The sequence below is a fragment of the Octadecabacter dasysiphoniae genome (assembly GCF_021532615.1).
Classification (GTDB): domain Bacteria; phylum Pseudomonadota; class Alphaproteobacteria; order Rhodobacterales; family Rhodobacteraceae; genus Octadecabacter; species Octadecabacter dasysiphoniae.
The window spans coordinates 531,223-555,024 of the sequence record NZ_JAKGAQ010000001.1 but is presented as its reverse complement, the minus strand read 5'-3'; the positions used below and the strand labels follow the sequence as shown (position 1 = coordinate 555,024).

26 protein-coding genes and 1 tRNA gene are annotated in these 23,802 nt (G+C 59.2%); 12 read left to right on the top strand and 15 right to left on the bottom strand.

The genetic code is table 11. From position 1 onward, the window contains the following. Positions 1-13 precede the first annotated feature (13 nt). Together L0664_RS02670 and L0664_RS02665 are read right to left on the bottom strand one after the other, a co-directional pair. Positions 14-901, bottom strand: a complete 888-nt coding sequence (locus L0664_RS02670) for a fatty acid desaturase (protein ID WP_235224080.1) — start codon at positions 899-901, stop codon at positions 14-16. Beyond that, the gene (locus L0664_RS02665) at positions 894-1,097 is read right to left on the bottom strand and encodes a DUF2061 domain-containing protein (protein ID WP_235224079.1); all 204 of its coding nucleotides are present in this window, start codon (positions 1,095-1,097) and stop codon (positions 894-896) included. Before L0664_RS02665 ends, L0664_RS02670 begins: the two co-directional genes overlap by 8 nt. A 105-nt stretch (positions 1,098-1,202) precedes the next feature. Here L0664_RS02665 and L0664_RS02660 point away from each other — a divergent pair, with 105 nt between their 5' ends. Beyond that, positions 1,203-2,063, top strand: a complete 861-nt coding sequence (locus L0664_RS02660; protein ID WP_235224078.1) for a helix-turn-helix domain-containing protein — start codon at positions 1,203-1,205, stop codon at positions 2,061-2,063. Positions 2,064-2,149: 86 nt separating this feature from the next. Here L0664_RS02660 and L0664_RS02655 read toward each other — a convergent pair whose 3' ends face one another. Both L0664_RS02655 and L0664_RS02650 read right to left on the bottom strand, forming a co-directional pair. Continuing rightward, a complete protein-coding gene (locus L0664_RS02655; protein ID WP_235224077.1) occupies positions 2,150-2,905 on the bottom strand; it encodes an SDR family oxidoreductase in 756 nt (251 codons plus the stop codon). Further along, on the bottom strand, positions 2,902-4,371 hold the full coding sequence (locus L0664_RS02650) for a carnitine 3-dehydrogenase (protein WP_235224076.1): 1,470 nt from the start codon (positions 4,369-4,371) through the stop codon (positions 2,902-2,904). The genes L0664_RS02655 and L0664_RS02650 overlap by 4 nt, the downstream gene beginning before the upstream one ends. Before the next feature lie 90 nt (positions 4,372-4,461). On the opposite strand from L0664_RS02650, the gene L0664_RS02645 reads away from it, so the two are divergent. Beyond that, entirely contained in the window at positions 4,462-4,932 is a 471-nt protein-coding gene (locus tag L0664_RS02645) for a DUF1203 domain-containing protein (protein WP_235224075.1), read from the top strand. Here the strand turns inward: L0664_RS02645 and L0664_RS02640 are convergent. Genes L0664_RS02640 through bcoG form a run of 4 tightly spaced genes read right to left on the bottom strand, consistent with a single transcriptional unit; the run spans position 4,929 to position 6,846 of the window. Beyond that, positions 4,929-5,240, bottom strand: a complete 312-nt coding sequence (locus L0664_RS02640; RefSeq protein WP_235224074.1) for a hypothetical protein — start codon at positions 5,238-5,240, stop codon at positions 4,929-4,931. The two genes, L0664_RS02645 and L0664_RS02640, sit on opposite strands and share 4 nt — an antisense overlap. Continuing rightward, the gene (locus L0664_RS02635; protein ID WP_235224073.1) at positions 5,237-5,779 is read right to left on the bottom strand and encodes a lipocalin/fatty acid-binding family protein; all 543 of its coding nucleotides are present in this window, start codon (positions 5,777-5,779) and stop codon (positions 5,237-5,239) included. Before L0664_RS02635 ends, L0664_RS02640 begins: the two co-directional genes overlap by 4 nt. 9 nt (positions 5,780-5,788) lie before the next feature. Continuing rightward, on the bottom strand, positions 5,789-5,941 hold the full coding sequence (locus tag L0664_RS02630) for a hypothetical protein (RefSeq protein WP_235224072.1): 153 nt from the start codon (positions 5,939-5,941) through the stop codon (positions 5,789-5,791). Next, positions 5,938-6,846 (bottom strand): 3-dehydrocarnitine:acetyl-CoA trimethylamine transferase BcoG, encoded by a 909-nt coding sequence (bcoG, locus tag L0664_RS02625; protein WP_235224071.1) that lies wholly within the window; start codon positions 6,844-6,846, stop codon positions 5,938-5,940. The genes L0664_RS02630 and bcoG overlap by 4 nt, the downstream gene beginning before the upstream one ends. A 76-nt stretch (positions 6,847-6,922) precedes the next feature. Between bcoG and L0664_RS02620 the strand changes: the two genes are divergently transcribed. Next, the gene (locus tag L0664_RS02620) at positions 6,923-7,378 is read left to right on the top strand and encodes a GNAT family N-acetyltransferase (protein ID WP_235224070.1); all 456 of its coding nucleotides are present in this window, start codon (positions 6,923-6,925) and stop codon (positions 7,376-7,378) included. Between the two features lie 134 nt (positions 7,379-7,512). On the opposite strand, the gene L0664_RS02615 is transcribed toward L0664_RS02620, so the two are convergent. Further along, positions 7,513-8,553, bottom strand: a complete 1,041-nt coding sequence (locus L0664_RS02615) for an aldo/keto reductase (protein ID WP_235224069.1) — start codon at positions 8,551-8,553, stop codon at positions 7,513-7,515. Positions 8,554-8,802: 249 nt separating this feature from the next. On the opposite strand from L0664_RS02615, the gene L0664_RS02610 reads away from it, so the two are divergent. Then, complete coding sequence (locus L0664_RS02610; protein WP_235224068.1) at positions 8,803-10,026, top strand: MFS transporter; 1,224 nt, start codon at positions 8,803-8,805, stop codon at positions 10,024-10,026. A 9-nt stretch (positions 10,027-10,035) separates the two neighbouring features. On the opposite strand, the gene L0664_RS02605 is transcribed toward L0664_RS02610, so the two are convergent. Further along, the gene (locus tag L0664_RS02605) at positions 10,036-10,452 is read right to left on the bottom strand and encodes a VOC family protein (protein ID WP_235224067.1); all 417 of its coding nucleotides are present in this window, start codon (positions 10,450-10,452) and stop codon (positions 10,036-10,038) included. A 136-nt stretch (positions 10,453-10,588) separates the two neighbouring features. On the opposite strand from L0664_RS02605, the gene metG reads away from it, so the two are divergent. Beyond that, entirely contained in the window at positions 10,589-12,298 is a 1,710-nt protein-coding gene (gene metG, locus L0664_RS02600; protein WP_235224066.1) for a methionine--tRNA ligase, read from the top strand. A 78-nt stretch (positions 12,299-12,376) separates the two neighbouring features. Further along, positions 12,377-13,180: a lytic murein transglycosylase gene (locus L0664_RS02595; protein ID WP_235224065.1), complete on the top strand. Its 804-nt coding sequence runs from the start codon at positions 12,377-12,379 to the stop codon at positions 13,178-13,180. A gap of 77 nt (positions 13,181-13,257) precedes the next feature. On the opposite strand, the gene L0664_RS02590 is transcribed toward L0664_RS02595, so the two are convergent. The 3 genes from L0664_RS02590 to L0664_RS02580 form a co-directional block, all read right to left on the bottom strand. Continuing rightward, positions 13,258-13,343 (bottom strand) — tRNA-Leu (locus tag L0664_RS02590). A gap of 50 nt (positions 13,344-13,393) precedes the next feature. After that, a complete protein-coding gene (locus L0664_RS02585) occupies positions 13,394-13,930 on the bottom strand; it encodes a tetratricopeptide repeat protein (RefSeq protein WP_235224064.1) in 537 nt (178 codons plus the stop codon). A gap of 35 nt (positions 13,931-13,965) precedes the next feature. Continuing rightward, on the bottom strand, positions 13,966-14,445 hold the full coding sequence (locus tag L0664_RS02580; RefSeq protein WP_235224063.1) for an Lrp/AsnC family transcriptional regulator: 480 nt from the start codon (positions 14,443-14,445) through the stop codon (positions 13,966-13,968). A gap of 124 nt (positions 14,446-14,569) precedes the next feature. Between L0664_RS02580 and putA the strand changes: the two genes are divergently transcribed. From putA to L0664_RS02555, 5 genes are read left to right on the top strand one after another with little or no spacing between them, the layout of a single operon-like run. Then, positions 14,570-18,013 (top strand): bifunctional proline dehydrogenase/L-glutamate gamma-semialdehyde dehydrogenase PutA, encoded by a 3,444-nt coding sequence (gene putA / locus L0664_RS02575; RefSeq protein WP_235224062.1) that lies wholly within the window; start codon positions 14,570-14,572, stop codon positions 18,011-18,013. 42 nt (positions 18,014-18,055) lie between these two features. After that, the gene (locus L0664_RS02570) at positions 18,056-18,796 is read left to right on the top strand and encodes a rhomboid family intramembrane serine protease (RefSeq protein WP_235224061.1); all 741 of its coding nucleotides are present in this window, start codon (positions 18,056-18,058) and stop codon (positions 18,794-18,796) included. Further along, positions 18,793-19,170: a GFA family protein gene (locus L0664_RS02565; RefSeq protein WP_235224060.1), complete on the top strand. Its 378-nt coding sequence runs from the start codon at positions 18,793-18,795 to the stop codon at positions 19,168-19,170. The genes L0664_RS02570 and L0664_RS02565 overlap by 4 nt, the downstream gene beginning before the upstream one ends. Continuing rightward, positions 19,167-19,544 carry a GFA family protein gene (locus tag L0664_RS02560; RefSeq protein WP_235224059.1) on the top strand — a complete coding sequence of 126 codons (378 nt, stop codon included), beginning with the start codon at positions 19,167-19,169 and terminating at the stop codon, positions 19,542-19,544. The genes L0664_RS02565 and L0664_RS02560 overlap by 4 nt, the downstream gene beginning before the upstream one ends. A 3-nt stretch (positions 19,545-19,547) precedes the next feature. Next, positions 19,548-19,931, top strand: coding sequence for a VOC family protein (locus L0664_RS02555; protein WP_235224058.1), 384 nt, complete (start codon positions 19,548-19,550; stop codon positions 19,929-19,931). A 7-nt stretch (positions 19,932-19,938) separates the two neighbouring features. Here L0664_RS02555 and L0664_RS02550 read toward each other — a convergent pair whose 3' ends face one another. After that, the gene (locus tag L0664_RS02550; protein ID WP_235224057.1) at positions 19,939-20,727 is read right to left on the bottom strand and encodes an inositol monophosphatase family protein; all 789 of its coding nucleotides are present in this window, start codon (positions 20,725-20,727) and stop codon (positions 19,939-19,941) included. A gap of 221 nt (positions 20,728-20,948) precedes the next feature. Here L0664_RS02550 and L0664_RS02545 point away from each other — a divergent pair, with 221 nt between their 5' ends. After that, entirely contained in the window at positions 20,949-22,886 is a 1,938-nt protein-coding gene (locus tag L0664_RS02545) for a putative bifunctional diguanylate cyclase/phosphodiesterase (protein ID WP_235224056.1), read from the top strand. On the opposite strand, the gene L0664_RS02540 is transcribed toward L0664_RS02545, so the two are convergent. Further along, positions 22,872-23,777: a LysR family transcriptional regulator gene (locus L0664_RS02540; protein WP_235224055.1), complete on the bottom strand. Its 906-nt coding sequence runs from the start codon at positions 23,775-23,777 to the stop codon at positions 22,872-22,874. The two genes, L0664_RS02545 and L0664_RS02540, sit on opposite strands and share 15 nt — an antisense overlap. Positions 23,778-23,802: the final 25 nt, after the last annotated feature.

Sequence of the window (23,802 nt, the reverse complement as noted above, 5' to 3'; positions counted from 1 at the left end):
CCCTCATGCCCGCTTAGTCCCCCCGACGCCAGAGAGGATGGGGAACACCGTCCTTGGCCCGCCAGAAATGAAGACGAAAAACCTCGGCGTAGGACGCAAAGCGATATCCGTCATTGCGACGCAGATAATGATCCCGGTTTCGTGCATAAAGCGCGGGCAAATCATACCATGCCACACGCGGGTGCATGTGGTGCACAACGTGTAAATTGTTGTTTAGAAACAAGAACGCCAGCGGCCCCCGGTCTTCGACAATCACCGTGCGCGCACGGGCCAGATCATGGGCGCGGTGTTCCAGAAACGTGCGAATGCGTAAGATCGACAGGCCAATATAACACCCGATACCATAGGCCCAGAACGGCAGCGGCGCCGCCCAGATCAGCGCCAACATCACCGCCAGTGCGGGCACATGGGCCAGCCAGCCCATCAAAACGCCGCGATCCCCATTGCGACACGCCCGCGCATCGCTGATCATCCACATGACCTGCCCCAACAAAGGCCCGATCAACAGCCGCCCCAAAAGACGATTGTTAAACCAGAACACCGCCCGCAACGGCGCGCTGATCCCATCCCAGACAGCCGGATCAACATAGTTGGTTTCGGGATCATCATAAGGGTCGGTCAGGCGTTCATCTTGATGGTGCGCAAGGTGGGTCGCACGAAACCGCGCATAAGGCACCACCAATGTCACAGCCGGAAATACCAGCGCCGCGTTCAGGGTTTGATTGGAAAACGGATGCCCATGGACAACTTCGTGGGTCAGCGACGCATGAAGCGCCACAAGCGGGCCAAGACCTGCAATCGCGATCCAGGTCGGCAACACCCAAAGGGCGGCCAAAAGCCCCGCGTAACACAAGGCAATCAGCGCCAGCGTGGGCCATTCGAACCGGCGTGGTTCAAACATGACGTCCCCACCGGACCTGCGCCCAAACGCGCTCATAGATCACATACATCGACAACCCGATCAGCGTGTTCACCGCCGCCATGACCCCGCCCAGCTTAAACGATCCCGTTGCGATAAACCCCACCATGATCATCGTCAGCAACCCGATCACATTCCAGATTAACGCTTTGACAATCGTACGCTTGCGCGTGTCCATAAGGCCCCCTGCATTACACCTTGCGTCAGGTGTAGCCGCCCAAAGCTGTTGCGGGAATTCTGTAAACTGTTAGCAAAACCCGCAATTTGTGATAATTATCACCAGATGAGCATAATTATAGACAAACGCACCCGTGCCACCCTGTTTCGGACCCGCCTGCGCGATGCCATGACGGTCAAACAGGCCACGCAATCGGGGCTGGCCCGCGCCATCGGCGTGGACAGATCAACGGTGTCGCAGCTTTTGACAGACGAAGGCGCACGCTTGCCAAATGCACAGGTGGTTGCGCAATGCGCAGCGCAACTCGGGGTGTCCGCAGATTGGCTGCTGGGCCTGACGGACAAACCCGAACTGGCCGCAGATCTGGTGGCCGCCGCAATGGAAGTCACCAAAGCCCCCCGCGCCCTTGTGGATGAACAGATATTCACCTGGCACCAAGAGGCCGCGGGCTACAAAATCCGCCACGTTCCGGCGGGCCTGCCCGACATGTTCAAACTCCCCGAAGTGCTGCAATGGGAATACGGGCCCTCCCTCGGGCGCTCAACCGATCAAGCCATAGGCGCGTCAGAAGACCGCCTGCGCTGGATGCGCGAGGCGCGATCAGATTATGAAATCGCGCTCCCAATGGATGAACTGGCCAGTTTCGCAGCCGGTTCGGGCTATTACACAGGCGTCCCCGCTGATCTGCGCGCCGCCCAACTGGATCACATCGCAACCCTACACGATGATCTCTACCCGACGTTGCGCCTGCATTTGTTTGATGCGCGCAAACTCTATTCAGCACCCGTGACCGTGTTCGGCCCGCTGCTCGCCGTGATTTATCTGGGGCAAAACTACCTCGCGTTTCGCGACACCGAACGCGTCCAAATGATCACCAAACACTTTGATCGATTGGTCCGAGAAGCCCGCATCACCCCCCGCGACCTCGCCAATTACATCCAAACCCTCCAGACCGACGTCCTCTAACCCCTTCTTTTGTTCAAAAATATCTCGGGGGCCGGGGGGCTGGCCCCCCTCTTGATCGGATTTGCGCAGCAAATTCGACCCAAACGTCAGGGCTTGGGATCAGGGTTTTCGGTATGCCCATCCACTGAAATGACCTGCCCGGACACCCGCCGCGCCCCGTCACTGGCCAGAAACACCGCCATATCGGCAATGTCGCGCGCCTCAACGAAACAGCGCATCGATGTACCCGCAGCGTAGCCCTCATACACCTGATCACGGCTCATGCCTTTGCTGTCGGCTTCACGCTCCAACACGCCCTCCATGCGCGGGCCTTCAACGGCGCCGGGACAAATGGCATTAGCGCGGATGCCAAACGGGCCAAGCTCCATCGCCAACGTTTTCATCAACCCGATCACACCCCATTTCGCCGCCGCATAAGGCGCACGGTTGGGATAGCCGAACACACCCGCCGTCGACGACGTGACGATGATCGCACCCGCCCCCGCCGCCTTCATCAAAGGTGTCGCATATTTCGCGGTCAAAAACGCGCCGCCTAGGGTGATATCGACACAGGTTTTCCAGTCTTCCAACGCCACGTGTTCCACGCTCGCCGTGGGCCCTGCGACGCCTGCGTTGGCACACACAACATCAATCCCGCCCGCCGCCGCGATCTCTTGGAACAGGCGGCGCATATCGTCTTCACTGGCCACATCCGCCGCACAACAGGTCCACGTGCGCGGGCACGCGGCCAAAGCATCGCGGTCAATATCCGTCACCCAAACATCATATCCCGCAGCCTCGAACGCGTGCCCCATCGCAAGGCCAATGCCCGACCCGCCCGCAGTGATCAGCGCGCGTTTCATCGCACACCCACTGCCGCACCCGCGCCTTCAGGGCGGGGCAATCCTGCGTGGGCAGCCGCAAGGCGCTTCAGTTTCTCAGCAACCTGAGGCGCAGGATCACTGGCGCGGCGGGTCTCAAGATCAACATGGATCAGCATGTGTTCCCCGCTCGCCAATATGCGAGTCCCTTCGTACATAACGTGAAACAGGTGCATCTTTTTGCCCGCCCCAAGGATCACTTGGGTCTCAACGTGAATGCGCGCGCCGGCGTGGACCTCATCCAGATGGCGGATATGGGTTTCAGCCGTGAAATAACTGCCGCCTGTGGCGATGTACTCCGCATCACACCCGATGATCCCCATCAAACGGTCTGTCGCGTCGCCAAAGGCCTGCAAATACCGCGCTTCGTTCATGTGGCCGTTGTAGTCCGTCCAATCAATCGGCACCGCGCGATCAACGGTTTTGACGGGCTTACCAAGATCCACAATATCGCCAAGGGTTTCGGGCACCACGCGTGTCTGGTTCATGGTCTTATCGTGCGTGTTCAAAATTGCCCCCGCACCCCAATCACGCGCCTTCAGGGTGCGCATCATCCCCACAAGGTTCGCGTCACGATGGCGTTCAAGGTCGCGGATAGAATACTGGCCACTTTGCGCATCCGATTGATCCGCAATTTGGTCAATCAACTCCTCGGTCAGCTCTGGCACATCCATCAGCTTGGTCCACGGCCAGCTTAGGCACGGGCCGAATTGTTCAATGAAATGGCGCATCCCTGCTTCGCCACCCGCGATGCGGTAGGTTTCAAACAGCCCCATCTGCGCCCAGCGCAACCCGAACCCCATACGGATCGCCTCATCGATTTCTTCCGTCGTGGCGATACCGTCTTTGATCAGCCAAAGCGCTTCGCGCCAGACCGCCTCAAGGAAACGATCAGCAATATGGGCATCGATTTCCTTTTTCACCATCAGGGGGAACATCCCGACACCGCGCAAGGTCTCCTCGACCCCGCCGATCATGTCCTTGTTCACATCTGTTCCGACCACTTCGATCAGCGGCAGCAGATAAACGGGGTTAAACGGATGGCACACGACAATTTGCTGCGGGCGGGTCGCGTTTTCTTGCAACTCGGACGGTTTGAACCCCGAGGTCGAGGACGCGATAACCGCATCGGCATCGCACGCATCCTGCAATTCACGATAGACAGTATGTTTGATATCAAGGCGTTCCGGCACGCTTTCCTGAATCCACGCCGCACCGTCGACCGCCCCCGCCATGGTGTCATGAAAACTCAGTGTGCCTTCATCGGGCATCGGCATGTCATACAATCCGGGCAAGGACGCGCGCGCATTATCAAGAACTTCACCGATCTTGCGTTTGGCCTGCGGGTCAGGATCAAACACCGCAACATCCCATCCGTTCAGCAAAAATCGCGCAGCCCAACCGCCGCCAATAACGCCACCGCCAATAATCGCAGCTTTTTGTGCCATCTACTTGCCCTTCATTTCTATGCGCAGCTTTCGGGTCGCCCCTGCGTGTCGCTTTCACCAGAAAGAGCAAAACAAAACGAGGACCACAAGATGAGATTAACCTATTCAGGCCTGCCCACCGCGCATGTGCACGACATCAAAAACAAAGGCCGCGACAGCTACGATCTACCGCTCGAGGTCCAGACCTCTGACGGGGGCGTCCATCCGTGCCGCCACTGCCTTGGAGCGGTGCCAGAAGGTGAACCCTATTTGATACTGGCCCACCGCCCGTTTGACGGGCTGAACGCCTATACCGAAACAGGGCCGATTTTTCTGTGCGCCGGGGATTGCGCGCCATATGCGGGGGGCGACGTGGTGCCTGAAACGCTCGTCTCACCAACATATCTGGTGCGCGGCTACACAGGTGACGAACGGATCAAATACGGCACCGGATCCGTCGTGCCCCGAAACGACATTATGGCCTACGCCGCACGGGTTCTTGATGATCCAGAGATTGGATTTGTCGATGTCAGGTCAGCGATGAACAACTGCTGGCAGGGGCGCATCACACGGGGGGACTAACCCTCTGCCGTCACTTGCGGCACGGGGCTGCCGGGGTGGTCAAATTCACCAGCCGGAACAGGGGTGCCACGCACACGCGGATCACAGGCCACCATCGGGCTGCCACTGTCGCGAATAATCAGGCCACCGCGCGCGCGGCATTCCTCAAACCCCATGTTTGACCCAAGCACAAGGTATTCACGCGGCGCAGAACTGCCCCCAAGACCACCAGCAGCAGGCGCGGCGCCGGGCATCGCAATCTCGTCACAGCCCACAAGGGCCAGCGCCAAACCAAACACAACCGACACATGTTTCGCACTCGTCTTCATCGCACCACCTCATTCAACTGGTCCATATTATAGCCAAACCATTCCATGATGTCGCGTGCCGCAGTGATGCGATCCCCCCCACCGGTCAGATTTTTGTCCATGATCCAGCCAAATTCGCCCGACGGGGTGCCAATGGCGGCGGTCCGGCTGTCAAAATCCATCCACATCACCCAGATCTCTTGCGCGGGCCATCCTGCGGGGGGATTAACCGGTGTCCAACGCCCGGGGCCTGTGGGTGTCAGTAAAACAAGCGCTTCTTCTTCAAAACACACATCCTCCACACAATCCCCGCCAAGCAATGACAACTGCAAAGCACCCGCAGGCAACGCCGCAAGGGTCATAGCCGACACAGGGCCATCTGCCGCCGGCACTCTCTGGCGTATGATCCACTCCCCCGCCATCCGCTGCGCGGTGACATCGGTTTGTGATGCAATTTGCGCGTCCGTGTCGCGAAACACAGGGCGCGGTTCAACGATGTCTGGCGCGCCAGTGCAGGCCGCCAAGGCCAAAATCATCAACGCCGTCAAAATCCGTATCATCACTGCCCCTCAGCCATTCGCGCAAAATGCGCCGTCCGGCCCCATCACGATTTGCCCGCCCTGTCCGATGCAGGTGGTTTCCTCCACCATTGTCACACCGAAGGGTTCCGGCAAAGACGTTTGTGCGCAGGCTGTCAGGGCAAGAAGGGCAAGCAGCCTCATTTCGGGGCTTGTTTCACCAACCCCAGCTTTTCGCGCACCTCGGCGGGGCCAATCACCTTGGCCCCAAGGTTTTCGATGATCCCATGGGCGCGTTCAACAAGCTGCGCATTGGTCGCCAGAACACCACGATCCAGCATCAGATTATCCTCAAGCCCGACACGCACATTGCCCCCCGCCAGCACGGATGCGGCGACATAGGGCATTTGCGAACGCCCCAAACCAAAGGCACTGAATGTCCATTCCGGCGGCACATTGTTGACCAACGCCATAAACGTGTTGAGATCATCCGGCGCGCCCCACGGCACCCCCATGCACAGCTGGACAAGCGCATCCGGTTTCAAAATCCCCTCGGCCACCAGCTGTTTGGCAAACCAAAGGTGGCCGGTATCAAACGCCTCGATCTCGGGCTTAACGCCAAGGTCAGTCATCATCTGCCCCATCGCGCGCAACATGCCTGGCGTGTTGGTCATGACATAATCGGCCTCGGCGAAATTCATCGTACCGCAATCAAGCGTGCAAATTTCCGGCAGGCACTCGGCCACATGGGCCACCCGCTGCGTCGCGCCCACCATGTCCGTGCCTGCAACCGTCGGCAGCGGGTTTTCAACACCGCCAAACACAATGTCACCGCCCATACCTGCGGTCAGGTTCAACACCACATCCACGTCCGCCGCGCGGATGCGGTCCGTCACTTCTCGGTATAATTCCAGGTTGCGCGATGGCACGCCTGTTTCAGGGTCACGCACATGGCAATGCACCACCGCCGCGCCTGCCTTGGCCGCATCAATCGCACTGTTGGCAATCTGTTCGGGGGACCGGGGCACATGCGGGCTGCGGTCTTGTGTGCTGCCTGATCCGGTGATGGCGGCAGTGATAAACACCTCTCGGTTCATCTCTAATGGCATGAATATCTCCCTTGATTTGTGGTGACCTTAAGCACGCGATCTTGACACGCAAGCCCCCAAGCGGCGAAGTCATCCCATGACCGACATCAACCACGCCACCCCCGCCGATCTTCCCGCCATCCACGCGATGATCAAAGCCCTGTCCGCCTTTCACGGCGACACCGCCAAAGTGACGCAAGACCATCTGCACGACATCTTTTTTGGCCCAACCCCCATGGCTACGGCGCTGATCGCAAAACAAAACGGCAATGCTGTCGGCTACGCAGGGCTGACACCAACAATGGTCCTGCATCACGGCGATATCCGCCTCGATATCCATCATCTGTTCGTGCACGACGGCCACCGTGGGCACGGTATCGGAGAATCCCTGATCCTCGCGGCCAAAGCCCACGCCAAAGCCATCAACGCAACCCGCCTGACCATCGGAACAGACGCGGGCAACGAAACAGCCATCGCCGCCTACCGCGCCATGGACATCCTCGAAGACATCACAGGGGAAGGCCCGCGATTCCGCATCGATTTGATGTCGTAACCCCGCTTCTTTGGTTCACAAGTATCCCCGCCGGAGGCGCAGGGCAGATGCACACCCTCAATGGGCAACCTGGCACGGCCCGCGCCCCCAAACGCCAAACAAAACATCACGGGCGGCGCAGCCGCTCCTTTTGATCAATAAGGCTGCGGATGGGCGCGGTGGGCGGTGTCGATATCCTCAAGGCAGCTGTCTGACAGCTCCAAATCCTTGCCCTCCAACAACGACGCCAATTGCGCAGATGTGGTGGCACCGAATATTGCACTGGTCTTGAACGGGCGTGACCGCTGGAACGCCATCGCCATATGGGCCAGCGTCATGTCGTGTTTGTCTGCAACGATCTGATAGGCGTCGACGGCGTCAAACACCCGCTCCGTCACGCGCCCGCCCAGCTTGGGCCCATGGGTCATCCGCGATCCGTCCGGCACAGCGCCGTTCTGGTATTTGCCCGTCAAAAGCCCGGTGGCCAGCGGCGAGAATGAAAAACACACAACGTCTTCGTTCACAGACATTTCCGCCATATCCGTGTCATATAGGCGGTGCAGCAGCGAATATTCGTTCTGCACGGACGCCACGCGCGGCGCACCGATGTCTTCGGCAATGTCGATCCATTTGGTCGTGCCCCAGGCGGATTCGTTGGATAATCCGAACGCGCGGATTTTGCCATCCGCCTGCGCCTGCTTCAGTTTATCAAGAATACCGCCCATGTGATCCATCGTGCGCGCACGGTCTTGCCCTGACGGATCAAACGTCCAGTTTTGACGAAACGCATAAGACCCCCGCATGGGCCAATGCAGCTGATACAAATCGATGTAATCCGTGCCAAGCCGTTGCAGATTTCCATCCAGAATGGACAGGATGTTGTCGGGCGAAAACCCTTCTCCGCCCCGGATCATCGCGCTGTCACCGCCCGCTTTGGTGGCAATCACCACCTCATCACGTCGCCCCGATGCCGCGATCCATTCGGCAATGCAGCGTTCGGAATTCCCGACAGTTTCCTTGCGCATCGGATTGACCGGATACATTTCCGCCGTGTCGAGGAAATTCACCCCTGCGTCTAGACACATATCAATCTGTCGATGCGCGTCCTGCGCGGGCGTCTGGGTGGAAAATGTCATCGTGCCAAGACACCAATCACTGACCATAATGCCCGTACGGCCAAGCTTTATCTGTTTCATATCGTTACCCCTTTGGCGGTTTGGGCAGACAATAGCCCGCCCAAGGGGCTGCACAACCCCGCACTGTTCATTGCACTGATGTCAGACGCAGCGCGCGCAGGCGTCGCCGTCGAAAGGACGCGGGCGAACACCGTTTTATCAACCAAACCCCCTACCCCCTTGCCCCCGCGGGTTCAGTAATGACGCGGCTGGAACAGGTCTTGACGATTAAGGCCTAGAAGTCTCGGCACGATAGGTCTTTATGGGCCCATGCGCATGATGATTTCCTTTGCCGCCCTTTTGCTGTCCGTGTTGCTGTTGCAATTGTCGTCGGGGGGTGTGGGACCACTGGATGCGCTGACAGGGTTACAATCCGGTTTCACCCGCGCCGAAGTCGGCTTTCTCGGCTCTATGCATTTTGTCGGGTTTTTCATCGGCTGCTGGTGGGCACCGCGCCTTATGGGCGAAGTCGGCCATTCCCGCGCGTTCGCCGTCTTCACGGCCATGGGATCCATCGGGATGGCGGGGCATATCCTCGTGTTTGATCCAACGGCGTGGGCGTTGTTACGCATCATGTCGGGCATCTGCATCGCAGGGTGCTACACCGTCATCGAAAGCTGGCTACAGGCCAAAGTCACCAACGAAACACGGGGCCGCGCGATGGGCACCTACCGCGTTGTGGACATGGGCGGCAGCCTGATCGCACAGTTGATGATTGGCACCTTGGCCAGCTTGGAAACCTATATCGCCTATAATTTACTGACAATTCTGTGCTGCGCGGCGATGCTACCGCTCGCGTTGACACGTGTGCCGCAACCCGAAATCCCCGCCGCCCCGCGCCTGCGCCCATCGCTCGCGTGGCGCATGTCACCGCTGGCCGTGGCGGGTGTTCTGGTCGCCGCTTTGTCATCCGCGTCATTTCGCATGGTCGGCCCGATTTACGGCCAAGAGGTCGGGCTCGCCGCGTCCCAAATCGGCCTTTTCCTCGCGGCCTTCGTCGCAGGCGGCGCGATTGCACAATACCCGACAGGCTGGCTGGCAGATAAATACGACCGCCGCTGGGTGCTGATCTGGCTATCGGTGGCATCGGTTGCGTCCTGCGCCATTACAGTGGCCGCATCCGGCCTTGGAACCATTAGCGTCATGGCAAGTGCGGCATTTTTCGGGTTCACCACCTTTCCTGTCTATTCCGTCGCCGCATCCCACGCCCATGATTTTGCGACCAACGAAGAACGCATCGAACTGTCCGCCGCTTTGATGTTTTTCTATGCCGTGGGCGCGATTGCAGCGCCTTGGGGAACGTCCCTTTTGATCGAAACCTTCGGCCCGGCTGCGTTGTTTTACTTCATCTCGCTGGGTCACATCGCATTGGTGGTATTCGGGCTAAGCCGCATGCGCGTGCGCGACACCCGCAGCGACAAAACCCCCTACGTCTACGCCCCGCGCACATCCTTTATCATTGGGCGGCTGCTTGGCCGCGCGCGCGATCGCTAAACCACTGCTTTAGTCGTCCCGCCCGGGTTCTGCCGGATCGCTTGAAAACAACGCAATCTTGTTGCCTTGGGGATCGCGCAGGTATCCGACATAAAAATGCGGCCCATAAGACGCGCGAAATCCCGGTTTGCCCTCATCATGGCCACCCGCCGCAATCGCGGCTGCGTGCAGATCACGCACGTCTTTCTGGCTTGCAGCCTCAAACGCGGTCATGGCACCGTTTCCAGCGGATGCAGGCTCACCATTGAACGTCGGTTTTACATAAAAGTCGGGAAAGACAGCCCTCTCACCCTGCGCGACGGGCAATGCATAGCTCAGCCCCTCAGGCCCCTCTTTCAGCCCATAACCAAGCGCTGGCAAAATCGCCCCGTAAAAGCGTTTCGCGCCCTCAAGATCATCGGCCCCAACAGTCACATAGGCAATCATGTCACATTCCTTTTTCGCCGTTTTGATCGACACACTGGCACGGATGATCCGGCACAGCGCATCAACCCCACTGGCCCTTGCGCGGCCTGTCCGCTAGACCTGCATTCAACACGTAACGCAGGACCAATCGCACCCCATGGCACGCCACCTTATCACATCCGCTATTCCGTATATCAACGGGATCAAACACCTTGGAAACCTGGTCGGCAGCCAACTGCCGGCTGATCTGTATGCCCGCTACCTGCGCGGGCGCGGCAATGAGGTTCTGTTTTTGTGCGCCACGGACGAACACGGCACACCCGCCGAATTGGCCGCGGCCAAGGCGGGCAAGCCCGTCGATGAATATTGCGCCGAAATGTGGGCCGTTCAGGATGCGTTGGCCAAAGGGTTCAACCTGTCGTTTGATCACTACGGGCGGTCCTCCTCCGAGCAGAACAAAAAGCTCACCCAGCATTTCGCCGCGGTTCTGGCCGACAATGGATTGATCGAAGAACGCATGGAAACGCAGATGTATTCCCATGCCGACGGGCGCTATTTACCGGATCGTTATATTGAGGGCACCTGCCCAAATTGCGGGTTTGAATCCGCGCGCGGCGATCAATGCGACAATTGCACAAAACAGCTTGATCCTGTCGATCTGATCGATCCGCGCTCCACGATTTCAGGCTCCACCGATCTGGAAATGCGCGACACGAAACACCTGTATCTGCTGCAATCCAAACTCAAAGACGACATTGATCAATGGATCGACAGCCAAACGGGTTGGCCTGTCCTCACGACCTCAATCGCGAAAAAATGGCTGCACGACGGCGACGGACTGCAGGATCGCGGCATCACCCGTGATCTCGACTGGGGCGTGCCCGTGATGCGCGGCGAAGAACCGTGGCCCGGCATGGAAGGCAAAGTGTTCTACGTCTGGTTTGACGCGCCGATTGAATACATCGCCTGTAGCCAGGAATGGTCGGACGCCACTGGCGGCGATTGGGCGCGCTGGTGGCGCACGGACCGCGGCGCGGACGATGTGCGCTACACCCAGTTCATGGGCAAGGACAACGTGCCGTTCCACACGCTCAGCTTTCCGGCCACGATCATCGGGTCGGGGGAACCATGGAAACGTGTCGATTACCTCAAATCCTTCAACTACCTGAACTACGACGGCGGCCAGTTTTCCACATCACGCGGGCGCGGCGTGTTCATGGATCAAGCGCTTGAAATCCTACCCGCCGACTACTGGCGCTGGTGGCTTCTCAGCCGCGCACCGGAAACATCGGATTCTGAATTCACATGGGATCAGTTTCAAACCGACTGCAACAAGGACCTCGCCGATGTGCTCGGCAATTTCGTGTCCCGCGTGACGAAATTCTGCCGCTCGAAATTCTCCGAAGATGTGCCCGAGGGCGGCGAATGGGGCGATGCAGAAACCACCCTGATCAACGATTTGCAAACCCGCCTCACCGCCTATCAAACCGCGATGGACAACATCGAAATCCGCAAAGCAGCCGCGGAATTGCGCGCCATGTGGGCGGCTGGCAACGAATATCTACAGGCCGCCGCCCCATGGTCCGTCTTCAAAACCGATCCCGATCAGGCCGCCGCGCAAATCCGCCTCGCCCTGAACCTGATCCGCATCTACGCGGTGCTGTCCGCACCCTTCATCCCGACCGCATCGGCAAAGCTGCTCTCGGCGATGAACACGATGGATATGGATTGGCCCACTGACATGGCGCAAGCCGTGCGCGCCCTGCCCGCAGGCCATGCCTTCACCGTGCCTGAAAACCTGTTTGATAAAATCAGCGATGAACAACGCGATGATTGGGCAGAACGGTTCGCAGGAACGCGCGATTAACGGGTCGCGAAATCCTGACTTAACACTTGCAGGAAACATGCTAGCGTTGCGTTAACCTTATTTACCCGGAGTAACCTCATGCGTTTTGTCCCCAAATCCATCCTCGCCACGGCCTTCGCTGTTCTGGCGGCCCCTGCCCTTGCAGCGCCCTGTGGCAATGATGCATCCGGTTTTAACACGTGGAAACAGGCCTTCGCCCAAGAAGCCGCCGCCGCGGGCGTTCGCCAAGCAGGCCTTCAAGCCCTTGCAAACGCGCAATATTCCACATCGACCATCCGCGCAGACCGCAACCAGACCGGCGTGCGCTATGAGTTGAACGAATTTATCCGCATCCGCCTTGGCAGCCTTGATAGCTTTGCCAGCCAGATGCGCCGCGAACGGGACCGCAACGCAAACTTCTACGCGCAACTTGAAAATGCCTACGGTGTTCCTGCAGGCATTTTGCTGGCAATCCACGGCATGGAAACCGGATTTGGCCGCACCTTGGGCAGCACCCCGGTGGTCGATAGCATCACAACCGTCGCCTATGATTGCCGCCGCGCCGATTTCTTCACACCACACGCGATTGCCGCATTGATGCTGGTGGATCAGGGCGGTTTGTCCCCCAATCAACAAGGCGCGGCACACGGCGAAATGGGCCACACGCAATTCTTACCGGGCAATGCGCTGCGCTACGGCGTGGACGCTGACGGCAATGGGCGCGTTGATCTGTATTCCGTGACAGACAGCCTTGCGTCGACGGCCAACTTCCTGCGCCAAAAAGGCTGGCAGCCCGGCCAGCCGTTTCAGGAAGGCACCGCAAACTTCCGCGTCTTGAACGACTGGAACGCCGCAACGGTCTACCAACAAGCCATCGCGCTCTCGGCGGCCCGCCTGCAATAACCCGCCTTCTTTGGTTCTAAAATATCCCCGCCGGAGGCTCCCAACGGGCCTCTGGCGCAGTCACTAAAATCGAAAGCTGGTATCCGCGGCCGGACTCGAACCGGCACGGCCGTTAAGCCAAGAGATTTTAAGTCTCCAGTGTCTACCATTCCACCACGCGGACCAGCGTGGCAGACCATAGGCATCTGCGGCGCGGCGTCTAGCAGATAAACGTCAGATATCTTCGCCGACCGGTTCATCCAACAACGCGCGTTCGGCCAGCCACGGGTTGATCGCAAGGGCCGTGCGCAAAACGGTTTGTGCCTCGTCCTCGCGCCCCATTCGGATCAACGTCAACACTTTGCCCGTCAACGCGCCCAGATGAACAGGTTGCAATGCGATGGCTGCATCAAGATCAACCAACGCGGCCTCAAAATCGCTTTGCAGGAATGCGGCAAACGCCCGCTGGTTATACCCTTCCGCATAATCGGGGCAGTAGGCGACCAGTTCGGACAGCTTTGCACGGCTCGCCGCACGGTCCCCCATCTGGTTCAGCGCCAGCCCTTCGTCCAACATCGCCTGCGCCAATTCATCCGGCGCATCCAGCCAGATCTCCCACATCGCCGCAGAATACCCGCGCGCGGCCCCCTCGGACGGTGCGGCGCGCATGTTCTCTACAATTTGAACGATATCAGCCGAATAATCCGTGCCAGCGGGACAATCAGCGAAAGCGGGGGCGGCGATAACCGCCAAAAGGGCTGCATATTTCATACCCTAAGTGTGGCGCGCCCCGCGCTCAGGTCAACTTATTCGCCCTTCGGCGCGATTGCTTCTTCTTTGACAGCCTGCATGGCAACGTAGGTTGATGTGTTGGCGACATGGGGCAAGGTCGATAATCTTTCTGCCAATACAAGACGATAGCTGGTCATCCCGCTGGTACGAACCTTCAGCAGATAGTCGAACGCCCCCGCAATCAGGTGGCATTGTTCAATCTCGGGGATTTGCAGAACGGCAGCGTTGAATGCGGACAATGCGGATTCGCGGGTGTCGCTCAGTTTCACCTCGACGAACGCCACATGATCACGCCCCAAACGGATCGGATCAAACAGCGCGCGATACCCCCGCACGACGCCGGTTTCCTCTAGCCGCCGCAACCGCGCCTGCGTTGGCGATTTGGACAATCCGATCCGCTTGGCCAGATCCGTCACACTGATTCTGCCGTCCACCGCGATCACATCCAGGATCTTGCGGTCAAATCCATCCAGCTCAGAAGTCCCATTGGTCATGCTTTACCCCATTCTTTAGCCAATCAACCCGACAAATGATATAATCACAGTCGAAACGGATCATGAATATGCAATATACTGGATCAAAGACCACCGGACAAATCAACCTTTTTCGGAGAGCCCAATGGCCAAAGATACCGCAAGCCAGACCCGCGCCCAAATCGATGCCACCTACCTGATGGACGAAGCCACAGCCGTCAAATCCCTCGTGACGCAGGCCGCGCTGTCAGACACAGACCGCAGCGATATCACCGCAAAAGGGGCCGATCTGGTGCGCCAGATCCGCGCCGCATCCGATCCCGGCCTGATGGAGGTCTTCCTTGCCGAATACGGGCTGTCCACGGACGAAGGCATCGCGCTGATGTGCCTCGCAGAGGCATTGTTGCGGGTCCCGGATGCGGACACCATCGATGCGCTGATTGATGATAAAATCGCGCCGTCCGATTGGGGCACGCACCTTGGTAAATCGACCTCAAGCCTCGTGAACGCCTCTACATGGGCGCTGATGCTGACGGGCCGTGTATTAGACGATGATCGCGGCATGGCACAGCCCTTGCGCCGCGCCATCAAGCGCCTCGGCGAACCTGTGATCCGCACCGCCGTCGGCCGCGCCATGCGCGTGATGGGTCAGCAATTCGTGCTCGGGGTGGACATCGAAAAGGCGATGAAACGCGCCGCGGGCATGGAAGCGCTCGGCTTTACCTACAGCTACGACATGCTCGGCGAAGCGGCCCGAACAGAAGCGGACGCAAAGCACTACCACCTTGCCTATTCTCGCGCGATTTCCAACATCGCCAAGGCCTGCGTGCATGACACCGTGGCCGAAAATCCGGGCATTTCCGTCAAACTGTCCGCCCTGCATCCGCGCTACGAAGAAGCCCAGCGCGACCGCGTCATGGCCGAACTGGTGCCGCGCCTGCGCTCCCTTGCCATGCTGGCCAAATCCGCCGGACAGGGTTTCAACGTCGACGCCGAAGAAGCCGACCGTCTGTCCCTGTCCCTCGACGTCATCGAAGCCGTGGTCAGCGATCCTGCGCTGGCAGGCTGGGATGGATTTGGCGTGGTCGTGCAAGCCTTCGGGCAGCGCGCAGGCCACGTAATTGACTGGCTGGGTGATCTCGCGGCGCGCACCGACCGCAAATTGATGGTCCGCCTCGTGAAAGGCGCCTATTGGGACGCGGAAATCAAACGCGCACAGGTGCTCGGCCTCGATGGCTTTCCGGTGTTCACCGCCAAATCCCACACCGACATCAGCTACATCGCCAATGCGCGTAAATTGCTGGGCCTGACAGACCGTCTGTACCCGCAATTCGCCACCCATAACGCCCACACCGTCGCCGCGATCCTGCACATCGCCAAGGACACAGGCGTCGGCGTGGATGCTTATGAATTCCAACGCCTACACGGCATGGGCGAAGTGCTGCACAAAATTGTGCTCAAAGACGAAGGCACTCATTGCCGCGTCTATGCCCCCGTTGGCGCGCACGAAGACCTGCTGGCCTACCTCGTGCGCCGCTTGCTTGAAAACGGCGCCAACAGCAGTTTCGTCAACCAGATCGTCGACGAAGACGTCGCCCCAGAAACCGTCGCCGCTGATCCGTTCGCCCAGATCGGCGACACACCCGATTTGCCCCATGGCCCGGCCCTGTTTGAACCCCACCGCGCCAATTCACGCGGCTGGGACATCACGCATCGCCCGACCCTTGGCGATATCGATACAGGCCGCACCCCGTTCCACCGCCAGACATGGAACGCTGCGCCCCTGACTTCATCTAGGCAAAAAAACTCAAATTCCGATGCACGTCCCGTGCGCAATCCTGCCCTGCACAATGATACTGTCGGCCACATCACATGGGCCACGCCCGAGGATGCGACAGCGGCAATCGGTGCCGCCCAGCCATGGTCCGCCCCCGTAACAGAACGCGCCGCCATTCTGCGCCGCGTCGCCAAAGCCTACGAAGACAACGCAACCGAATTGTTCGCGATGCTGCACCGCGAAGCGGGCAAAACCATGCTCGACGTTGTCGGTGAAGTCCGCGAAGCCGTTGATTTCCTGTATTATTACGCAGCCGAGGCTGAGGCCCGCGCCCCCACTCCACGCGGCATCTGGACATGTATCAGCCCGTGGAATTTCCCGCTGGCGATCTTCACCGGACAAATCGCCGCCGCGCTGGCCTCCGGTAATGCGGTCCTTGCAAAACCGGCCGAACAAACCGGCCTGATCGCGCACCGCGCTGTTCAGATCATGCACGCGGCCGGCGTGCCAGCATCGGCCTTACAGCTTTTGCCCGGTGGCGGTGACATCGGCGGCGTGCTGACGTCTGACGCGCGCATCAACGGCGTGGCCTTCACCGGGTCTACCGCCACAGCGCTCAAAATCCGCACCGCCATGGCACACAACTGCACCCCCGGCACGCCGCTTATTGCGGAAACAGGCGGGCTGAACGCCATGATCGTGGATTCCACCGCCCTGCCCGAACACGCCGTGCGCGACATCGTGCAATCGGCGTTCCAATCGGCAGGTCAGCGCTGTTCGGCCCTGCGCGTGCTGTATTTGCAAGAAGACGTCGCAGACAAAGTCACCCACATGCTCAAGGGCGCGATGAAAGAACTGGCCATGGGCGATCCGTGGCACCTCAGCACAGATGTCGGCCCTGTCATCGACGACGCCGCGCGCAAAGGCATTCAGGATCACATCAATCTGGCCAAATCCGAAGGCCGCCAGATCTACGCGCTCGATCTGCCCAGCGGCGGCACCTTCGTAGCCCCGACCGTTCTGAAAATCGACGGCATCAGCGATCTGACCCGCGAAATTTTCGGCCCCGTGCTGCACGTCGTCACCTACAAGGCCCGCGATCTGGACCGCGTTATCGCTGATATCAACGCCACCGGATACGGCCTTACGTTCGGGCTGCACACCCGCATCGATGACCGCGTGCAAAAGATCGTGGAAGAAATCCACGCCGGCAACATCTACGTCAACCGTAACCAGATCGGTGCGGTTGTGGGCAGCCAGCCGTTTGGCGGCGAAGGCTTGTCAGGCACCGGCCCAAAGGCGGGCGGGCCGCAATATATGGCACGATTTGCCGCATCTCTCGGCGTGCCGCCAATCCCCTCGTCAGAGGCCGTCGATCTGCCCGGGCCAACAGGCGAATCCAACCGTCTGTCCGCCCATCCACGCGGCCCGATCGCGTGCCTTGGCCCCGATGCCCGCGCACAAGCGGACACCGTGACAGCCTTGGGCGGTATCGCGATCATCCCCGATGAACGCCTGCAAGCAGACGCCGACACGGTGATGGGCGGCGTGCCAACCGTACCGGATGCACAATTTCCGGCCTCCGCATTGGTGACACTGGACTGCGCAGCGGTGGTTTGGGACGGCGACGCAGACACTGCGCGCGCCTATGAACAGGCCTTGTCTGAACGCACAGGGCCAATCGTGCCACTGATCACGGGCGCGCTTGATGCGGGCCATGTTCTGCACGAACGCCACATCTGCATCGACACCACGGCGGCGGGCGGCAATGCCGCGCTTTTGGCGGACGTCGGCGGCCCTGCGCGCCGCTAATCCCCCCTTGACCGTCCGCGCCCTATCGCGGACGGTCCCCCCATGCTTCCTATCCGCGATCACAACCCGTCCCAGAAGACGCCCTTCGTCACCTACGCGCTGATTGGCATCAACGTCGTGATTTATCTGTGGCAATACGGCGCCCTCAGCGACGTAAGTGCGGCCAATCTGTTCTTGTACGACTACGCCTTCTGGCCCGTCCTATTTGAACGCGGTGAGGGCTACACCGGGTTCTTCACCCATATGTTTCTGCACGGCGGCTTTATGCATTTGGCTGGTAACATGCTGTTTTTGTGGATTTTCGGCGATAACATGGAAGAAGAAATGGGCCACGTCCCGTTCTTGATCTTCTATGTCCTTTGCGGGCTTGTCGCGGCCTATATCCAGTTCATGTTCGAACCGTTCAGCCGCATCCCGATGGTCGGTGCATCAGGGGCCATCGCGGGCGTGATGGGCGGCTATCTGTTGATGTTTCCCAAAGCACGCATCGATATTTTCATCTTTTTCATCATCTTCTTTCGCATCCTTCCGATCCCGTCTTTCATCGTGTTGGGCGTGTGGATGGCGCTTCAGGTGTTCAATGGTTTGGGCAGTGATCTGAACGGCGGCGGCACGGCCTACTGGGCCCATGTGGGCGGCTTCGTTGCGGGTTTGATTTTGACAATTCCAGTCTGGTTGCAACGGGGCGGAACGCGGTACTGGGACCGCACCCACGGTCATCCCCCCCACCCCGAAACCGACTATCCAAGGTCCAACATCCCCATCGTCGTGAGGCGCAGATGACCAAAGTGACATGCCATTGCCGCGCAGTTGAACTTGCCGTGACACTGGCCGAACCCGTTTCAAACGCACGGCGCTGCAATTGCGATTTCTGCGCCAAACGCGGCGCGGCGGTGGTGTTCGCCAATCAAGGCGATGTCGACGTGATCAAAGGGGCAAACGATCTGTCGCTTTACCTGTGGGGCACGCGCCAAACGCAGCACTATTTCTGTCGCCATTGCGGCATTTTCACCCACCATCAACACGCCAATCCCGCAGACGGTTACGCGATCAACCTTGCCGCGATTGACGGCGCGCACCCGCAGGATCATGATCCGATGCCGTGGCTTGATGGCATAAATTACGTGCCCGACGATTACACAAAGGACACCCCATGACGACCGACCTGACCAAAGTGACATGCCATTGCGGCGCGGTTGAACTCAAGGTGACGCTGGCCGATGGGCTGAACACCGCACGGCGCTGCGATTGTTCGTTCTGCCGCCGCCGCACTGTGGCAGCCGTCACCGTCAACGTGGGCGATCTTGAAATCGTGCGCGGCGCGGATAACCTCACGCTTTATACCTTCGGCACCAGCACGGCCCAGCACCATTTCTGCAAGACCTGCGGGATTTACACGCACCATCGCCGCCGCTCCAACACCAATGAATACGGCGTCAACATGGGCGGCATCGAGGGCGTGAACCCTGCCGAACACGAACCCATCGTCTGGAACGACGGGGTCAATCATCCCTCTGACGCAAAGGCCTAATCCATGATCAAACTTGATGCTGTTGCCGTATCGTCCAAAGATATGGCGAAAACCGTCGCCTTTTACGAATTGCTCGGGTTTCAGTTTCCCAGTTGGGGGGCCGATGACAAACACGTGGAACCCGTGGCCAAACCCGGCGAAGTGCGCCTGATGATCGACACCGCAGAACTGATGGAACAGCTCACAGGGCACGCGCCGACGCCACCAAACCATTCCAGTTTTGCGATGCTATGCGACACCCCCGCTGAGGTGGACGCAGTTGCAGCCGCCCTAAAGGACGCAGGCCACACCCTGACGGTAGACCCATGGGACGCCTTTTGGGGGCAACGATATGCAACCGTCAAAGATCCCGACGGCTACCAGATCGATATTTTCGCAGACCTGTAAGACAGACTTAGGTGGTGCGAATAACCTTCGCGAACTTCTCGAAAATCGGCTCTGCGGCGCAAATCACTTCGCCGCTCTCCAGAATGTTGTTCGCCGGGTTCAGGGATTCAACAATGCCCCCCGCCTCGCGCACAATGATCAGGCCCGCAGCCATATCCCAGGATTTCAGGCGCCGTTCCCAGAACCCGTCATACCGGCCCGCGGCAACATAGGCCAAATCCAGTGATGCCGTGCCCCAGCGGCGCACACCGGCACAGGTCGGCAGAATCCGCGCCAGGTCTTGCAAAGTGGCTGGCAAATCCGCACGGCCCGCAAACGGCAATCCGGTTGAAAATACGGATTCAATCATCGTGGTGCGGCCCGAAACGCGCAAACGCTTTTCGTTCATCCACGCGCCACTGCCCTTTTCGGCAAAGAACAATTCGTCCTTCATCGGGTCGTAAATGACGCCGATAACAACTTCGCCTTTGTGTTCCAGCGCGATGGACACGGCCCAATGGGGTAAACCGTGCAGGTAATTCGTGGTGCCATCCAGCGGGTCAACGATCCAGCGGCGTGTCGGGTCCTGGCCCTCAATCTCGGTGCCTTCTTCGCCCAGAAAACCATAGGTCGGGCGGGCTTCCATCAGGGCTTCTTTGATCAGATATTCCGCGTTGCGATCCGCACGGCTTACAAAATCGCCCGGGCCCTTCGTCGACACCTGAAGGTTCTCGACTTCGCCAAAGTCTTTCAACAATGCACGCCCCGCGCGGCGGGCCGTTTTCATCATCACATTGAGGTTCGCACTGGCAACCATGTCGTTCTCCTTTGGCAGCGGCCCATATTGGCCCCGCACTGACGTTCCGCGGCGTATAGGCCTTCACTGATGAGTGGACAAGGGGGGGAAGAACGCCCGATAAGGCCGTTCCACACCACGTCACAAGGGCCATTCTCAATTCGGTGCAAATTGTTGATGGCTTTAACACTCCGACTGGTCAATTTATGCTTAAATAGCGCCAGCAACCGCAAGGACCGTGTGTGTTTAACCGAATCGTAGCCTCTGCACGCCCCCAATACAGGACCGTCGCCCGTCTGACGCAGCGCGACATGCCGTTGCAGATCGCAGGGATCCTGCTGGTGTGTGGGCTGTGCTGGTCTGTGGGCCATCCCCGCGTCGCAATGGCTGTTTTCGCGGCGGTCATCGCGGGTGAGGTCTGCCTGAACCAGATATTGCGCCGCAAGACCCTGTTTCACGCGCTCGATACGGACCGCGTCATTCTGTTCGCGCTGATTTTGTGCAGCATCAATACGGTGCTCTATCTGTTTCCGGCGCTGTATCTGGCCCAAGACCCGTCGCTCGCGGTCAAGATCACCGCAATGATGTGGATCATGGGGGTTCAGGTCTATCTGGCAAACACGTGGTCGCGCGTGCCAACATTTCTGTGCGTGATGCTGCTGCCAGCCATGATGATGATGGTGATCGCCTTTTTCGTGCTACGCCAATCCGCACCGCTCAGTTCAACGACAACGCAATGGGGGGTCGCCGCAGGTTTTCTGGTGTTGTTCCTGTACAGCTCAATCGACACGCTGCGCCAACACCTCACCACCGAAGCAGACCTCTTCAAAGCCGAGCGCGAGTCAAAGCAGCGCCTCGCACAGCTCGAAGAATCCCACCGTCTGGACACGCTGACAGGAATCCTGAACCGGCGCGCCTTTGACGTCGCACTTGATGTCATGCTCGAAGATCGCAATCTAACCGGCGGGGAAATAACGGTTTTTCTGGTAGACCTCGACAGCTTCAAACCCATCAATGACACCTACAGCCACGAGGCAGGCGACGAAGTCCTGATCCAGACCGCAGAACGTTTGCAGGCCCTTATCGGGCAGTCCGGCATCGTGGGGCGTTTGGGCGGGGATGAATTTGTCTGCGCGGTACACGATTTGGGCGATACGGACGGGATCATGGAATACGGCGTCGCCATCGCCCGGACAATCGCCCGCCCCATCCACTGGAACGCACGCTCCCTCAAAATCGTGGCAAGCGTCGGCGCCGCAGCCACCGGCGGCGGCCACCTGCCATCGGTACAAGCCCTGTGTTCCGCGGCGGATCAGGCGATGTTCGCCGCCAAATCCTCCCCCAGCGGCGCGCCGGTTTTGTACCAACCCCACCTGTTCGCGCCGCGCATGACCGCTGAAAACAAACAACTGCTGATCGAAAGCATCTCGGACCGGTCCTTGAAACCCTATTACCAGCCGAAAATTCACCTCCCGACCGGACAGATCATCGGGTTTGAGGCCCTCGCCCGCTGGGAACGCGGCCCAAACGAAATCCACCTGCCATCCGAATTCATTGACCAGATTGACGAACTCGGCCTTCAGGGCGATCTGATGATGTCCATCGCCAATCAGGTTGTGGGTGACATCAACACCATGCTCAACGCCGGGCTTGATCCGGGGCAAGTGTCCTTGAACGTGTCCGAAGTCGCGCTTGCGACCTATTCGGGCCGTCAGGATCTCAAAAACATTGTGGCCGACAACCCCGACGCCGCCAAACATCTGACGTTCGAAATCACCGAAGATGTCTTTATTGCCCGCGCCGCCGATACCATTCAGGCCTCGATCGCCAGTTTTCGCGAACTTGGCGTGCGGATTTCGCTGGATGATTTCGGCACCGGATTTGCATCCTTCCACCACCTGCGCCAGCTGGATTTTGATGAACTAAAGATCGACACCAGCTTCGTGGCAGGGCTTGGCCATGATCCCACCGCCGAAGTTCTGGTGCGCGGTTTCCTCAACATCGCGTCCGGCCTCGGCGTCAGCGTCGTGGCAGAAGGCGTCGAAACCCAAGCCCAAAGTCGTGATTTGATCAACATGGGTTGCATCACCGCACAGGGGTTCCTGTTCAGCCCCGCGGTTGCCTTCGCGCCAGCCTGTCAGCAGCTGCAAGACCAGAAAACCACCCTAGGCGCGCTGTAATTTCACCGCTTCTTGGCGGGCATTTCGCACCAGATGCGCCACAAACGGCAAATCCGCATCACCATCACGCACCGCGGCATAAAGACGGCGGGTCAATCCCGTCTTAGTTAAGGGCCGCGTGATATAATCGGACCCATAGGACGCCTGACGCACCACCCAATCGGGCAGCACAGCCACACCGCGCCCCGATGCGACCAGCAATAAAATAACAGCCGTCAGTTCAACCTGTCGCACGTCACGCGGGGCAACCTTGGCGGGCGTCAAAAGCTGGGAAAACACATCCAGCCGCGCGCGATCCACGGGATAGGTGATCAGCGTCTCGTCGCGAAAATCCTCTGCCTCGATGAATTCCTTTTGCGCCAATGGATGGTTGGTGGCCGCCACAAACACAGGGTCATAATCAAACAACGGCAGGAACGTCACACCGGGCAGGTCTTCGGGGTCAGACGACACCACCAGATCGACTTGTTCTTTGCGTAAGGCTGGCAAAGCATCAAACGCAAGGCCGGGGCGAATATCCACATCCACATCCGGCCACGCCTTGCGAAACCCCTCAAGCACTGGAAACAGCCATTCAAAACAGGCGTGACATTCAATCGCGATGTGCATCCGCCCCGTGCTGCCCTGCACCAACCCGGCAAACTCCGCCTCAAGGGCTGCGACCTCGGGCAAAATCCGGTCCGCGGCGGCCAGCAATCGTTGCCCCGCCGACGATAATTTCAATGGCTTGGATCGTCGCACAAACAGCTCCACGCCCGCTTGGTCCTCGATCCCCTTGATCTGATGGCTCAGCGCGGATTGCGTGATCCCCAAAGTGTCCGCAGCGCGGGCCAGCCCTCCGGTTTCATGGATCGCCTTGATCGTGCGTAGGTGGCGGAACTCGATATGCATCTGAGGAGGCCTCATGATCTTCGTG

Excerpts from the sequence above, each read along its gene's own strand:
- L0664_RS02665 (WP_235224079.1), bottom strand. The coding sequence starts at position 1,097 with ATGGACACGCGCAAGCGTACGATTGTCAAAGCGTTAATCTGGAATGTG.
- L0664_RS02595 (WP_235224065.1), top strand. The coding sequence starts at position 12,377 with ATGCGTTTTGTCCCCAAATCCATCCTCGCCACGGCCTTCGCTGTTCTG.
- L0664_RS02565 (WP_235224060.1), top strand. The coding sequence starts at position 18,793 with ATGACCAAAGTGACATGCCATTGCCGCGCAGTTGAACTTGCCGTGACA.
- putA (WP_235224062.1), top strand. The coding sequence starts at position 14,570 with ATGGCCAAAGATACCGCAAGCCAGACCCGCGCCCAAATCGATGCCACC.
- L0664_RS02585 (WP_235224064.1), bottom strand. The coding sequence starts at position 13,930 with ATGAAATATGCAGCCCTTTTGGCGGTTATCGCCGCCCCCGCTTTCGCT.
- L0664_RS02640 (WP_235224074.1), bottom strand. The coding sequence starts at position 5,240 with ATGAAGACGAGTGCGAAACATGTGTCGGTTGTGTTTGGTTTGGCGCTG.
- L0664_RS02620 (WP_235224070.1), top strand. The coding sequence starts at position 6,923 with ATGACCGACATCAACCACGCCACCCCCGCCGATCTTCCCGCCATCCAC.
- L0664_RS02635 (WP_235224073.1), bottom strand. The coding sequence starts at position 5,779 with ATGATACGGATTTTGACGGCGTTGATGATTTTGGCCTTGGCGGCCTGC.
- L0664_RS02605 (WP_235224067.1), bottom strand. The coding sequence starts at position 10,452 with ATGATTGCCTATGTGACTGTTGGGGCCGATGATCTTGAGGGCGCGAAA.
- L0664_RS02655 (WP_235224077.1), bottom strand. The coding sequence starts at position 2,905 with ATGAAACGCGCGCTGATCACTGCGGGCGGGTCGGGCATTGGCCTTGCG.
- L0664_RS02560 (WP_235224059.1), top strand. The coding sequence starts at position 19,167 with ATGACGACCGACCTGACCAAAGTGACATGCCATTGCGGCGCGGTTGAA.
- L0664_RS02630 (WP_235224072.1), bottom strand. The coding sequence starts at position 5,941 with ATGAGGCTGCTTGCCCTTCTTGCCCTGACAGCCTGCGCACAAACGTCT.
- L0664_RS02570 (WP_235224061.1), top strand. The coding sequence starts at position 18,056 with ATGCTTCCTATCCGCGATCACAACCCGTCCCAGAAGACGCCCTTCGTC.
- L0664_RS02650 (WP_235224076.1), bottom strand. The coding sequence starts at position 4,371 with ATGGCACAAAAAGCTGCGATTATTGGCGGTGGCGTTATTGGCGGCGGT.
- L0664_RS02615 (WP_235224069.1), bottom strand. The coding sequence starts at position 8,553 with ATGAAACAGATAAAGCTTGGCCGTACGGGCATTATGGTCAGTGATTGG.
- L0664_RS02555 (WP_235224058.1), top strand. The coding sequence starts at position 19,548 with ATGATCAAACTTGATGCTGTTGCCGTATCGTCCAAAGATATGGCGAAA.
- L0664_RS02610 (WP_235224068.1), top strand. The coding sequence starts at position 8,803 with ATGCGCATGATGATTTCCTTTGCCGCCCTTTTGCTGTCCGTGTTGCTG.
- L0664_RS02550 (WP_235224057.1), bottom strand. The coding sequence starts at position 20,727 with ATGGTTGCCAGTGCGAACCTCAATGTGATGATGAAAACGGCCCGCCGC.
- L0664_RS02580 (WP_235224063.1), bottom strand. The coding sequence starts at position 14,445 with ATGACCAATGGGACTTCTGAGCTGGATGGATTTGACCGCAAGATCCTG.
- L0664_RS02645 (WP_235224075.1), top strand. The coding sequence starts at position 4,462 with ATGAGATTAACCTATTCAGGCCTGCCCACCGCGCATGTGCACGACATC.
- L0664_RS02540 (WP_235224055.1), bottom strand. The coding sequence starts at position 23,777 with ATGCATATCGAGTTCCGCCACCTACGCACGATCAAGGCGATCCATGAA.
- L0664_RS02670 (WP_235224080.1), bottom strand. The coding sequence starts at position 901 with ATGTTTGAACCACGCCGGTTCGAATGGCCCACGCTGGCGCTGATTGCC.
- metG (WP_235224066.1), top strand. The coding sequence starts at position 10,589 with ATGGCACGCCACCTTATCACATCCGCTATTCCGTATATCAACGGGATC.
- L0664_RS02660 (WP_235224078.1), top strand. The coding sequence starts at position 1,203 with ATGAGCATAATTATAGACAAACGCACCCGTGCCACCCTGTTTCGGACC.
- bcoG (WP_235224071.1), bottom strand. The coding sequence starts at position 6,846 with ATGCCATTAGAGATGAACCGAGAGGTGTTTATCACTGCCGCCATCACC.